General features: G+C 47.7%; 11 protein-coding genes. 7 read left to right on the plus strand and 4 right to left on the minus strand.

Translation table 11 applies throughout. The annotated features are described in order from the left end of the window. Positions 1 to 38: 38 nt before the first annotated feature. A complete protein-coding gene (locus GRP75_RS03550; protein WP_053324525.1) occupies positions 39 to 794 on the minus strand; it encodes a TspO/MBR family protein in 756 nt (251 codons plus the stop codon). A gap of 246 nt (positions 795 to 1,040) precedes the next feature. Here GRP75_RS03550 and GRP75_RS03555 point away from each other — a divergent pair, with 246 nt between their 5' ends. From GRP75_RS03555 to GRP75_RS03565, 3 genes are all read left to right on the plus strand, one after another. Continuing rightward, positions 1,041 to 1,991, plus strand: coding sequence for a bile acid:sodium symporter family protein (locus GRP75_RS03555; RefSeq protein ID WP_023986785.1), 951 nt, complete (start codon positions 1,041 to 1,043; stop codon positions 1,989 to 1,991). Between the two features lie 250 nt (positions 1,992 to 2,241). After that, positions 2,242 to 3,366: an NADH-dependent flavin oxidoreductase gene (locus GRP75_RS03560; RefSeq protein WP_160788615.1), complete on the plus strand. Its 1,125-nt coding sequence runs from the start codon at positions 2,242 to 2,244 to the stop codon at positions 3,364 to 3,366. Positions 3,367 to 3,476: 110 nt separating this feature from the next. Next, positions 3,477 to 4,064 carry a GNAT family N-acetyltransferase gene (locus GRP75_RS03565; RefSeq protein ID WP_061830002.1) on the plus strand — a complete coding sequence of 196 codons (588 nt, stop codon included), beginning with the start codon at positions 3,477 to 3,479 and terminating at the stop codon, positions 4,062 to 4,064. On the opposite strand, the gene GRP75_RS03570 is transcribed toward GRP75_RS03565, so the two are convergent. Together GRP75_RS03570 and GRP75_RS03575 are read right to left on the minus strand one after the other, a co-directional pair. After that, entirely contained in the window at positions 4,030 to 5,664 is a 1,635-nt protein-coding gene (locus GRP75_RS03570; protein ID WP_160788616.1) for a response regulator transcription factor, read from the minus strand. The genes GRP75_RS03565 and GRP75_RS03570 overlap by 35 nt on opposite strands. A gap of 7 nt (positions 5,665 to 5,671) precedes the next feature. After that, positions 5,672 to 7,486, minus strand: coding sequence for a sensor histidine kinase (locus GRP75_RS03575; protein WP_160788617.1), 1,815 nt, complete (start codon positions 7,484 to 7,486; stop codon positions 5,672 to 5,674). Between the two features lie 206 nt (positions 7,487 to 7,692). Between GRP75_RS03575 and GRP75_RS03580 the strand changes: the two genes are divergently transcribed. From GRP75_RS03580 to GRP75_RS03590, 3 genes are all read left to right on the plus strand, one after another. After that, positions 7,693 to 8,574 (plus strand): carbohydrate ABC transporter permease, encoded by an 882-nt coding sequence (locus GRP75_RS03580; RefSeq protein WP_160788618.1) that lies wholly within the window; start codon positions 7,693 to 7,695, stop codon positions 8,572 to 8,574. Further along, positions 8,575 to 9,411 (plus strand): carbohydrate ABC transporter permease, encoded by an 837-nt coding sequence (locus tag GRP75_RS03585; protein WP_023986791.1) that lies wholly within the window; start codon positions 8,575 to 8,577, stop codon positions 9,409 to 9,411. Positions 9,412 to 9,638: 227 nt separating this feature from the next. Further along, entirely contained in the window at positions 9,639 to 10,934 is a 1,296-nt protein-coding gene (locus GRP75_RS03590) for an ABC transporter substrate-binding protein (protein WP_028541145.1), read from the plus strand. Positions 10,935 to 11,016: 82 nt separating this feature from the next. On the opposite strand, the gene GRP75_RS03595 is transcribed toward GRP75_RS03590, so the two are convergent. Next, the gene (locus tag GRP75_RS03595; protein WP_028541144.1) at positions 11,017 to 11,556 is read right to left on the minus strand and encodes a dihydrofolate reductase family protein; all 540 of its coding nucleotides are present in this window, start codon (positions 11,554 to 11,556) and stop codon (positions 11,017 to 11,019) included. Positions 11,557 to 11,662: 106 nt separating this feature from the next. On the opposite strand from GRP75_RS03595, the gene GRP75_RS03600 reads away from it, so the two are divergent. Continuing rightward, complete coding sequence (locus GRP75_RS03600) at positions 11,663 to 12,616, plus strand: helix-turn-helix transcriptional regulator (protein ID WP_076265170.1); 954 nt, start codon at positions 11,663 to 11,665, stop codon at positions 12,614 to 12,616. Positions 12,617 to 12,742 lie beyond the last annotated feature (126 nt).

The raw sequence follows: 12,742 nt of genomic DNA on the forward strand, positions 1-12,742 counted from the left end.
GCTCGCTTGTTCTGGCTAGGAGATCATATTCGTTTTCTTTAATCCCGTTCTCGATTACGGGCAAAGAATAGCCATAGCGCGTACACCAGAATGATTGCCGCCAAGATCAATGCAGCCAGCCGTACATTTTCATTGTTCGGATGCTCGACGGCGATGGCGACATAGGCCCATACAAATACGAGAGGATAAATGCTGTCGCGATAAGGGAAGCTGACCATGATCGCCAATACGGTGCCGATGAGCAGGATAATGATCGCCCATGTCGTATCGCTGAGTCCCCAGCCACTCCATTCATTCTTTTCCAGTGCCACTGCAATATTGATAATAGTAGCAACAGATACCCAACCGAGGTTCAGGCTGAACGGTAGCTTGACGAACCACATTTCTCCGCGGGTTGGCTGCGGCGTGCGGGTACGTACATACACGACGCTCAAGGAAAGCAAGTATAGAATAATGACGATGACGCACAGCTCTACGTATACATACTGCCAGAGGAAAATCCAGATGATATTGAAGAGACAGCTTAGAATAAAAAAAATACCGATGGACTGAACGCTTGTCTTGGCTTGCCCTGTAGGTGTAGCTTGGTACACGACAAAGCAGGCGAGCAGTACGTAGATGACCGACCAGATGGAAAAAGCGTAACCCGCTGGGGTGATCAAGGTTGGGTACATGTTGGATACAGCAGCAGTGCTTCTGCCACCGATAGGAAGTGTAGAAGCCAGAACGTTAACGAGAACGACAGCGATAAATGCAATAATATTCCACCATTTATACGGATGGCTTCGTGACATAGGGATATCTCCTCCACAACGAATGATGATCCAAAAATGACCGACTGGTCACAAGCTTCTATTATGAATATACCCACTTTGCTTTCGAATATGTCCTAACCGGAAAAATGTTTCTTGATCCCGGTAAAATCATAAAAAGTTGTATGTATATGCAGTCATATGTAGTACAATGGTGAAAATTTTAAGCACTATATAAGCTGAATTTCCTCAAAATTCAAATTATATAGAAGTAAGGAGATAAGTAGAATGAATGGCTTGGAGAAAGTAGGGAAATTTGTAGGAGGAACCTTTTCCATCTGGGTACTTTTATTTGCATGCTTGGGATTTTTCTTTCCTGCGGCGTTTACAGGGTTGAAAGGATACATACAGTTATTTTTGGGCATTGTCATGTTCGGGATGGGGCTGACTTTATCTGCGGCTGACTTTCGTGAAGTATTCCGGCGTCCAGTGGATGTGGCTATTGGTGTGGTCGGACATTATCTGATTATGCCGTTTCTGGCCTTTGGATTGGCATTAGTATTGCAGCTGCCACCGGATATTGCGGTAGGTGTCATTTTGGTAGGCTGTTGCCCGAGTGGAACCGCGTCCAACGTAATGACGCTCTTATCCAAAGGCGATGTGGCGTTGGGCGTGTCGATTGCTTCAGTATCGACGCTGATTGCTCCACTAGCTACCCCGGCCATGATTAACCTGCTTGCTGGACGTTGGATGAATATTGATGCGAAGTCGCTGATCATGGATATTCTCATCGTGGTTATTGTCCCCATTGTGTTGGGTGTTATCGTCAAATCGCTATTTCGCAAACAGGCAGAAGCCAGTGTCCAGGCGCTGCCGCTCATATCAACACTGGTGATTATGCTCATCGTGGCTATTGTGATTGCAGGCAGCAAAGGCAAGATTTTGGAGACAGGTCCGATTATTTTTGGTGTGGTTATTTTGCATAACGGTATCGGGTTCCTGCTCGGATATTGGTTTGCCAAGCTATTCGGTATGAATCTTTCCAAGCGTAAAGCTGTTACTCTGGAAACGGGAATGCAGAATTCCGGACTGGGCGCTGCGCTGGCAGCAGCTCATTTTAATCCGATTGCTGCTGTACCGAGTGCGATTTTTAGCGTGTGGCATAATATTTCCGGCTCGTTGCTCGCGACCTGGTTTTCCCGCCGGGAGGAGAAGAACAGCACATCCGGGAACCATTAAGCTTTGTCAGTGGCTTGTGACAAGTGGCTGCGGTTCAGCTTTTTCGAACAGTTTGGGGAAGGTCAGAAAGGATAGATTTGACTTTATAGTTGCGGATCATTATACTGTGGTTGTTACAACCACTGTATTTAAGTAAGCAACAGTAGTTTGAGTTCGTTATGGAAGGAAAACTGCATCCAATTCATATTCGGCTTCATGCTTAACAGCCTTATATTATCTGATCTGATTTAAACTGAAGGAGAGAGAACGAATGAACCCAAAATATAATTCTCTATTTGAAGCTTTTACCCTGCCATCCGGTGTTACGTTGAAGAACCGTATTACCATGGCACCTATGACTAACTTTGCTTCCCACGAAAATGGTGAAGTCAGTGACGAGGAACTGGCATACTACCGTGAACGCTCCGGTGGTGTGGGCGCGGTTATTACCGCTTGTGTGTATGTAACTCCAGATGGCAAAGGATTTGTTAATGAGTTCGGTGCGGACAAGGATGAAATGATTCCTAGCCTGCGCCGTCTGGCAGATACGATTCATCAGGAGGGCGCGAAAGCGATCCTGCAAATTTATCATGGTGGCCGCCTGTGTCCACCGGATCAAATTCCAGATGGACAGCCGATCAGTGCAAGCGCAGTAGCCGAGGAAAAAGAAGGCGCGCCTGTGCCGCGTGAAATGACATCCGACGATATCCACCGCGTCATTCGTGCCTATGGCGAAGCGACTCGCCGCGCGATTGAAGCAGGCTATGATGGTGTGGAGCTTCACGGAGCGAACGGTTACCTGGTGCAGCAGTTCTTCTCCCCGCATTCCAACATTCGTACTGATGAATGGGGAGGAAGTCTTGAGAAACGCTTGGCCTTTCCGCTGGCGATTGTTCACGAAGTGAAGAAAGTGATCGCAGAGCATGCGAAGCGTCCATTCATTTTCGGCTACCGCTTGTCTCCTGAGGAAGGACACACGCCAGGCATTACGCTGGATGATACGATGGTGCTTGTAGACCGTCTGGCGGATCAAGGTTTGGATTACCTGCACATTTCCGTAAATCATTTCTTTGGTGGTTCGTTCCGTGACCGTGGTGACGAACGGTCACGTACCGTTCTCATCCATGAGAAGGTAGGTAACCGTGTGCCGATTATGGGAGTTGGGTCGCTGAATACACCGGACGAGGCGCTTGCAGCACTGGAGACAGGTGTACCGCTTGTATCGCTGGGACGTCCGCTTTTGATGGAGCCGCAATGGGTTCAGAAGGTGCAAAACGGCACAGAAGATACCATTCGCACGACATTATCCAAGCAAGCCCAGCAGGAGCTAGTCATTCCTGACTACTTGTGGGGTGCGTTGACGACCCTTCCAGGCTGGATGCCTGTTACGGACTAAATTTTGAACGATGGAGATACCCTAGGCTGCTCTCATGCACCTGGGGTATTTTCCTGTCTCGTGACCGTGAACAATAATATAGGAATAACTGAGAAAGAAGGAAAATGACAATGTTACATAAAGCTAATGGCGCCATTTTGATAAAGTCCACCCATCCGGGGCTACAGATTCGATTGTTACAAGTAAGTGATGCAGAACGTTTATTAGAGATCAGACGTGAAAATTTTGATTTTTTCAAACCGTTCGAGCCAGAACGACCTGAAATTTACTTTACGCTGGAAGAACAGGCGCGTCTGATTTCCAACGGTTTGGAAGCGGCACAAGCCGGACAGGGATATACGTTTGGACTTTTTTTGCCGGAAAATGATAAGCTGATCGGCAGAATGGAGCTGTCGGGTATCGCTAGAGGCCCCTTTCAAAACGCCAATCTGGGTTACTTTGTAGATCCTGCATACCACGGACAAGGCTATGCCACTTCCGCAGTGAAGGATATTGTACGCTACGCCTTAAATGAGTTGGAATTACACCGTATTCAAGCTGGAGTGATGCCAAGAAATACGCCTTCCAATCGAGTGATGGAAAAGGCAGGATTTCGCCGCGAAGGGCTGGCTCTCAACTATTTGAAGATTAATGGTGTGTGGGAAGATCACGTGTTGTATGCGGTCACGGCTGAGGATTTGCAGAATGGCGTTTTCTGAATTCTCCGGGCGTGACCCCCTCCAGTTTTTTGAACACCTTGCCAAAATATTTTTCATCCTGATACCCGACCATACCGGCAATATGATGAAGGCGCAGCTTGTCATTCAGCAGCAATAGCTTTGCCTTGCTCATCCTGATCTGACACAAATAGTCTGACAGATTAACCCCGTACTCCTGCTTAAATTTACGAGAAATATATTCCCGACTGAGATAAAAGCGACTCGCCATATCCTGTAGAGAAATGTCCTCGTCATAGTGTGCATCCAGATAGCGGGCAATATCACGGATGGTCGGGTTGTTTGGGCTATGGCTTGGTGTAAGTGCCTGACCGGCTGCCAGCAGTCGGTTTTCAACCTGTCTTTGCCATAAGGGCAGGGAAAGCATACCACGGTTGTCGACCGGCAATGCATGAATGGAGCAGGACTCCTCTGCCAGTTCCTCGCCATCGGTATCTCCGGGTCTGTCATTCAGCCAACGGGCCAGCATCCAGTCCAACTCCTGATTCCAACTGGCTAGCTGCTCTGCTGTCACCGAAGGCAGCTCGGCTACGGCTGCTATCCAGTGGCCTACCGCTATCGACACACGATTGGCATTACAGCTGAGCGCACTAAGCCGTAGCTCTTCTTCCATCTCAGGCAACTGGGGAAGACGAATGTTCTGCCGTGTCTGGGAACTCTGGTGCATCCAGTCGGCGGTTTGCAACACATCCCGTTTCCACAACGCTTGCCGTGCCTCTTGGTAGGCAGTGGCTGCCGCTATGGGAAAAGCGCCAAAAGAGCCATAAGAGCCAACCCCGATGTGCATGTAACACCGCAAAGCCGTTTTGATCCCTGTGTGAATATCCTGCAAGAGCAGCGGCCAACGAGATGGCTCGCCCCAATATAGCAGAATAATTTCGTCCATACGCTCCAGATGACGGAATGCAATTCCGGTTTGAGAAGTTCCAAGAAATTCGTTGCAGATGTTAATCAGGGAAAAGCTCAAAAGCGCACGACGCGTTTTATATTTGTCCAGTATATCGGCATCCAGCTGCGTGGTGCTCATCACAGCTGCATTACATATCTGAATAGCTGCGGGAAGACGTAACTCCTCACGTAAGGGCGTAATGGAAAGAGGGGTACTCGCTATACCGGAAACGATCTCAGTCAGGAGCTTATCAGCATAGTGCGGCCTCATCCGGTTGACCTCCATGGCCTGCATCGTCTGCCTGTTCCGGTCTTGCTCCGCTGTCCGCCAGGCTTGAGTGGCTTTATTTAGAGCCTCGTTAATCTCCACTGGATCTACGGGCTTAAGAATATAGTCCATGCCTCCCCGGCGGATGACCTGTCGAACCAAGTCAAAATCATCATAACCACTGACCACCACAACTCGGGTTGCTGGGGAATTCACTTGAATCCACTCCATCAGTGCTACTCCATCCTTGCCGGGCATCCGCATATCCGTAAGTACAACGGGTGGGGAAAGGGCGGTAATGACCTCAATCGCCTGATCGCCCGACTCAGCTTCAAGTACCTCGCTCACACCGCACGCTTCCCAATGTACGAGCATCCGAATGGCATGGCGTACATGCTTCTCATCATCCACAATCAGGACTTTCATCGACAGATCACTCTCCCTTAATATGAATTTCCGTAGGGACTTCAGTACGAATTTCGAGTGTATAACGAACGCCATGAGGCAGAATGTTGTCTACGCACAGGGTGTTGGAACCATCCTCCGAGTGAAGCTGAATACGCAATAGAACATTACGAAGGCCAATGGAGTCCTGCTCGCTAGTGTCCGGCTCCTCGTAGGCTTTCAGCGGACGTTTTAACATATGCTGGAGCTGCTCCAAATCGGCCTGTGGAATGGAAATTCCGTTATTTTCCACGGTTATTTTCACAATGCCTTCCTGGATTCGGCTGCCTGTAATGCGAATTTCACCGGGCCCCAGTCGGGGATCGGCACCGTGTTTAAAGTAGTTTTCCACCAACGGTTGGAGAATCATTTTTGGCACCCGATCATTTAGCACCTCATCTTCCCACTGGTAAGTGACCTCTAATTGCTCACCGAAGCGTTCCTTTTGTAAATCAAGATATTGTTTTACATGTTCGGCTTCTTCCTTGAGTGTAACGACTGTATGGTCCCGCATGTTATAACGCAGCATTTTGGCAAGGGAAGAGAGCAGAGAATAAATTCGCGGCACCTCATGCTGTAGAGCCAGGGTTCCAATAGACTGTAGCGTATTATATAAAAAGTGAGGATTAATCTGTGCTTGAAGCGCTTTCAATTGATGTGTCTTGTTAGCCAGCTCCAGCTTGTATTCCCGCAAAATGAGGTTATTAATGGTATCCATCATCTGTCTGAAACGGCGCGACAGTACTCCGATCTCATCGTTACTCATGGCCCGAATGTCTACATCCAGTTGACCGGACTGAATCTGGTTTATGTAGCGAGTCAGCCGCTTAATAGGTTCCGTGATTTTTATCGAAATCCATAACGTGGCCACAATGACAAGTAGCAACGCTGCGCCTGTAATGACCGCATTAATCTGAGTCAGGCGGGTAGCCCGTAAATACAGCGTACGATTTGGAATTTTCTTGACGAGCGTCCAGCCTGACAGGTTGGCATCCAGCTTGCCGTACACGTGCAGTGCCGTATCATCCTCAATCACTCCGTGCTCGCCTTCTTTAGAAATTCGATTGAGCAGGTCAGATTCCTTCCAGTGTGTTCCAATCGCTGCTTCTTTTCCACTATATATGATTGTTCCGTTCCGATCGATCAAAAACAGCTCCTCTGTATCCGCATCATACAATTGACGGCAAATACTGCGCAGCGGCTCCAGATCAACATCTATAGCCAGTACCCCAAGCGTCTCTGAGGCAGGAATGTTCCGAATCGCCCGATGAAGTGTAAATACCTGCCGCTTTGTGCTGTGCTCCGCATAGGAAACCGCCGAAAAGCCGTACAAATGCTTCATGTGCGAAGGCTGTATGAATAGTCCAGAAGGGCCGTAATGAATAGAACCAGTAAAGGGCTCCAGTCGGAATTCCCGTAGCGGGACTGTACTGGTAATCAACGTGGATTGCCCAGCCTCAAAAGAATGCAAATACACTTGGTCAATGCCCGACGAAGCATTCATCATCGTTTGCAGCGTGGTGTAAATTTCAGCGACGGCCCGGTAATCATCCGGGATTTTGGCCAGATTACGCAGAAAATGAGGATCATTATAGACTCCGATGGACGCGCGATTCAGCCCCTGTAAATAGTTATCCAGATTCGTAATTCCTTGAAAGATAAGCCGTTCATTTTCTTGTGTGGCCTGCTCACGCAAGGATTGCTTGGTGAGAACGAAGGTCATTGTCATCGACAGCAGCAGCGGCAGAGTGACGGCAATGAGCAAAAACCAGATCAGGCGGGAACGAATGCTGTGAAATTTCATGCAGTGAGCTCCTTTCACAATTCAAGTTGAGCCAGAGGTCAATATTTTCCCCCCTAATGGTTCACGATCCTACGTGTTCTCGAGAGCGCTTATTCGACATAATGAATATGTGAATCGCATATCCGTACGGCCCAAGCATCATGCTGCTGAAAGAAAGCCGTAAGGGAGCGTTCCAGACACCAATAGACAACAAAGGGGGGATCGGTTTGAATCGCGCCAAGTCGTCGCAATGGCTCCAGCAATGTATTTTTGTAGGGCCGTCGACGTTATTTTTCGTTATCATTATTGTAATCCCTTTCATGCTCGGAATGTACTATTCTTTTACAGAGTGGAATGGGGTAGCCAATCAGGCAAAGTGGGTCGGGCTGGATAATTTCAGTCACATTTTATGGAATGATGACAAATTTGGGACAGCGTTCTGGTTTACGGTCCGTTTTACGGTGGTAGGAGTGGTGGCTGCGAATATTTTTGGCTTTCTACTGGCGTATTTTCTAACCAAACCGCTGAAAACAAAAAATGTACTCAGGACCATCTTTTTTATGCCTAATGTGATCGGAGGTCTGTTGCTGGGCTTTATCTGGCAGTTTATTTTCGTCAAGGGATTTGCAGCAATCGGAGAGAGCACGAACTGGTCCTTCTTCAACCTGTCCTGGTTGGGAGATGAGATCACGGCCTTCTGGGGCATTGTCATCGTGTTTATCTGGCAAACTGCCGGGTATTTGATGGTTATTTATATCTCTTCCCTGACCAATGTGCCCCGCGATATGCTGGAAGCAGCTGAAATTGACGGAGCAAGCCGGATGCAAATTTTGCGGTCGATTATACTTCCTTTGATCATGCCTGCCGTTACGGTTTGTCTTTTCCTGGCGATATCATGGTCATTCAAAATGTTCGATCTCAATTTGTCACTGACCAAAGGCGGTCCCTTCGGGTCCACAGAGTCGGTTGCACTCAATATTTACAATGAAGCGTTTGTGAATAATCGTTATGGGCTGGGAACAGCTAAAGCACTCATTTTCTTTATCATTGTTGCTCTGGTTACGAGCCTTCAGGTACGACTGACGAAAAGTCGGGAGGTGGAAGCGTAAATGGAAACAAGCAAGCGCTACCGCTTTGGAACATGGGCGACCGAGATGGTGATGATCCTCGTCGCATTGTTATTCCTCGTCCCGTTTTACTTTTTATTCGTGAATTCGGTCAAAAGCTTTGGTGACCTGCTCACCGATTCTGCGGCCTGGCCACAAACCTTTGTATGGAGCAACTACGCTAGAGCGTGGAGCATCACGCGTTTTCCCGAAGCTTTATGGAATTCACTCGTGGTTACGGTAATTAGTAATCTGCTGCTCGTACTGATCAGCTCAATGGCTGCTTACCGAATGGTCCGGCGTCCGACGCGTTATAATCGGGTGTTGTTCAGCCTGTTCGTAGCTGCCATGGTCATTCCTTTTCAATCGGTGATGATTCCTTTGGTCAAGGTTGTAAGTACACTGGATTTAATGAACAGTATAAGTGGTCTGGTAATCTGTTATCTGGGATTCGGAGCTCCAATGTCGATCTTTCTCTTTCATGGATTCGTCAAAGGTGTGCCAGTCGAGGTGGAAGAAGCAGCTACGGTGGACGGCTGTACGCCTTACGGAGTGTTTTTCCGAATTGTGTATCCGTTGATGCTACCGATGATGGTAACTGTTATTATTTTAAATACGCTCTGGATTTGGAATGATTATCTCCTGCCTTCTCTGGTACTGCAAAAGGCTGAACTGCGCACGATTCCGATTGCTACCTATGCCTTTTTTGGACAATACACGAAGCAGTGGGATTTGGCTTTGCCTGCTCTGGTGCTGGGCATCTTGCCTGTCATTGTATTCTTTCTGGCCATGCAAAAATATATTATACAAGGTATTATGGCTGGTTCGGTCAAAGGTTGAGTGTGGGATGAGCTGAAAATGTACACGGTGGCCACTCCGCAAACGGATGGTGCTTACCATCGCTGTTGCCTCCAGATTCCCCTGAATAAACGAATAAAGGTGGGAATCTAGAGACAAAGGCGAGCGCTATCGCTTGTTCAGCACCATTCCGTTTTCCGTTTACTCCGTTTCCACATGAATTTTTCGAGTTCATCTGATATGAATTTAGAATAGAAAGGAACATGAAAATGAAAACGCATACTTTTAAAAAGAAAGCTCAAGCACTCATCTTGCTCCTCGCGGCCTTTGCTCTGGTTTTGGCAGGTTGTAACAGCAGTGGCGGACAAAACGCAGGCAAAGAGGAAGTGAAGGAAAAAACAATTCACATTTTTCAGTTTAAGGTAGAGATTGCAGAAGCGCTGAATCGCATGAAGGCAGAATATGAAGCGTCTCATCCAGGCATCAAGCTCGATATTCAGACCGTGGGCGGGGGCAGTGACTATGGTGCGGCGTTAAAGGCGAAGTTCGCCTCCGGGGAGCAACCGGATATTTTTAACGTAGGAGGTTACCGTGAGCTGGATACGTGGCTGGAATATTTGGAGGACCTGTCTGACCAGCCTTGGGTTGGCGATGTGGTGGATGTCGCCAAAGAGCCGATGACCAAAGACGGCAAGCTGTATGGCCAGCCGATGAATCTGGAGGGTTACGGCTTTATTTATAACAAGGATTTGTTCAAGAAGGCGGGGATTACGGAGACCCCTAAAACATTGTCCGAACTGGAGGGAGCTGCGCAAAAGCTCCAAGCTGCAGGGATTACTCCATTTTCTAATGGATATCAGGAGTTTTGGGTGTTAGGCAATCATTTGCTGAACGTGGCATTTGCCAATCAGCCGGACCCTTCGGCCTTCGTCAAAGGACTAAATGATGGAACAGCAAAGATTCCGGGCAACGCTGTATTCGCCGAGTGGGTTAAACTGTTCGATCTGACACTGAAGTATGGCAATTCGAAGCCACTCACGACCGATTACAACACGCAGGTAACGAATTTCGCCACTGGAAAGGCTGCCATGATGCAGCAAGGGAACTGGACTCAGGTCCAAATTGATGGTATTAATCCGAAGCTGAATTTGGGGATTTTGCCTATGCCGATTGGTGAAGACGCAACAGCCGGAGATAAGCTGTTTGTAGGTGTCGCTAACAACTGGGTGGTTAATAAAAATTCGACTGTCAAACCCGAGGCGAAGGAGTTCTTAAACTGGATGGTGACATCCGAGCAGGGGAAAAAGTATATCACCAAGGAATTCAAGTTTATTCCAGCATTCAAGAGCATCGAAGGAGCAGAGGCTGATATGGGCCAATTGGGTGCGGAAGTGGTGAAATACAGTAAGGAAAACAAACTGTTGGGCTGGTTCTTTAGCCGCTATCCTGAAGGAGCACAGCAAGAATTCGGAAGTCAGATGCAAGCTTATGTGGCAGGTAAATCGGATGCTGGGAAGCTATTCGAGGATTTCCAGAGAACATGGGATAATTTGAAGACCAAATAATGAACAAAAGCACGCGATAAAGCCTTCATATTTCAGGGAGATTACGTGATCCTGAAATATGAAGGCTTTTCTGTAAACAAAATTATAAATGGTAATGGAGCAGAGCGATATCCCCGCGGCGTTCTATTTCTTTGAGCTTAAACGTGCTTGGTAGCGTTCCTTCTGGAAATAACGGTATTCCTTGTCCAAGCACCTTGGGAATGATCGCAATGATAGCCTTCTCCAGCAGTCCAGCTTGTAAGAAGGCCCGGACTAACTGGCCTCCACCGACTAGCCATACCGCACCTTCCGATTGTTCTTGTAGACGTGGAACCAGTTCAGTCAGAGCTTCGTCCGTAAATGTAACATGTGGCGCTTGCTGTTGCTCCGTTAATGCTCGTGTGAGCACATAGCATGGCTTGCCAGCATAAGGGAAATCATCTGAGAGCTTCAACACTTCCTCATACGTCAGCCTGCCCATCAGCACTGTACCTACGGTGTCGTAAAAGTCGGCATATCCATTGTCCCCGCCATCCCCTTTAACATCATACAGCCAGTCCACCGAACCGTCCGGCAAAGCGATATACCCGTCGAGACTCATGGCAATATACAGCACAACTGCGTTTGATTTCAAATCCCCCATAGTTCATTCACTCCTTTCTATTTCCTAATGTTACAATGTATTTATGACATAGTATGTCGTAGTTAAACGGTCATTTTAAATTAATTTTTGAATCGAGGGGTACCTTATGAACGAACGCAGGATTGCTCTTATGAGGATACTGGATTCCCGAAAAAAATATACGGCGCGTGAGCTGGCTGAACGTTTTGGTGTCTCCGTCAGGACGATACAAAGAGATCTCGACTATTTGCAGCAGACCGGGTTACCCCTTTATACCGAAATGGGCCCCCATGGCGGGTATCGGGCACTTCCCAATCGGCTTCTTCCTCCTCTTCATCTTGCCCGCGACGAGGCTCTGGGTCTTTTTCTCATGCTGCAACTGTTGGAGAACATTCCAGATATCCCTTTTGGCTCGGTTCGTGGACATTTATCCGAGCATTATTATGCCGAGCTTCCACAGGATGTGCAGGACAGTATTGATCAATTAAAGGAGTACATTTCTTTTCGTATGCTACCCACTCACGCAGAGTCACCCTACACCTCAATCATTTTGGAGGCTGCGCTGAATAAGCGCCGGGTGAACATGCATTACCGCTCCGCTTCCGGTGAAAAGTGGACTGAAGTATATCCGATTGGACTGTATTTTGATCACGGATATTGGTACATGCCAGCGCATAGCAGAGACCGCATCATTCTGTACCGTTCAGATCGGGTGATTACAATAACGATGCTGGACGAAACCTTGGACAGCCTTCCCACACTTCAGGAATGGTTGGCTTCGGAGGATTCCCGTATAGGAATTCCGTCTAAAATAAAATTTACCGCATTGGGTGCCAGGCTGGCCGGATCAGATGCCCTCTTCCAAAATGTTTCCCATCAGGAAGGGCAGGGTCAGGAATGGCAGGGATATATTCCGGTCGAAGAGTTTAGATATGTGTCCCGACTTTTGCTAAAATACGGGCCAGAGGCCGAGGTCATATATCCGAAAGAACTGCGGATGAGGGTCAAGGAATTGCTGCAAGACAGCCTGAACCCTTATCTGAAGGATGCAAAAGCAGATGATGAAGAAAAAGACAATTAATCCTGTAAATTGATTCTCTTATTTATAGTTAACCACATGAATATTTAAGGTTATTAACTTATGACTTTCCATTTATTTTTGTGATAAAGTTTTGAAAAGAGCCCGTTTTCGTATATGATGAAGAGT

The sequence above is a fragment of the Paenibacillus sp. OT2-17 genome (genome assembly GCF_009827695.1).
GTDB lineage: Bacteria > Bacillota > Bacilli > Paenibacillales > Paenibacillaceae > Paenibacillus > Paenibacillus polymyxa_B.

What these genes read in the sequence shown, in the direction of transcription:
- GRP75_RS03565 (WP_061830002.1), top strand. Translation starts at nt 3,477, where the DNA reads ATGTTACATAAAGCTAATGGCGCCATTTTGATAAAGTCCACCCATCCG.
- GRP75_RS03575 (WP_160788617.1), bottom strand. Translation starts at nt 7,486, where the DNA reads ATGAAATTTCACAGCATTCGTTCCCGCCTGATCTGGTTTTTGCTCATT.
- GRP75_RS03590 (WP_028541145.1), top strand. Translation starts at nt 9,639, where the DNA reads ATGAAAACGCATACTTTTAAAAAGAAAGCTCAAGCACTCATCTTGCTC.
- GRP75_RS03550 (WP_053324525.1), bottom strand. Translation starts at nt 794, where the DNA reads ATGTCACGAAGCCATCCGTATAAATGGTGGAATATTATTGCATTTATC.
- GRP75_RS03560 (WP_160788615.1), top strand. Translation starts at nt 2,242, where the DNA reads ATGAACCCAAAATATAATTCTCTATTTGAAGCTTTTACCCTGCCATCC.
- GRP75_RS03570 (WP_160788616.1), bottom strand. Translation starts at nt 5,664, where the DNA reads ATGAAAGTCCTGATTGTGGATGATGAGAAGCATGTACGCCATGCCATT.
- GRP75_RS03595 (WP_028541144.1), bottom strand. Translation starts at nt 11,556, where the DNA reads ATGGGGGATTTGAAATCAAACGCAGTTGTGCTGTATATTGCCATGAGT.
- GRP75_RS03600 (WP_076265170.1), top strand. Translation starts at nt 11,663, where the DNA reads ATGAACGAACGCAGGATTGCTCTTATGAGGATACTGGATTCCCGAAAA.
- GRP75_RS03555 (WP_023986785.1), top strand. Translation starts at nt 1,041, where the DNA reads ATGAATGGCTTGGAGAAAGTAGGGAAATTTGTAGGAGGAACCTTTTCC.
- GRP75_RS03585 (WP_023986791.1), top strand. Translation starts at nt 8,575, where the DNA reads ATGGAAACAAGCAAGCGCTACCGCTTTGGAACATGGGCGACCGAGATG.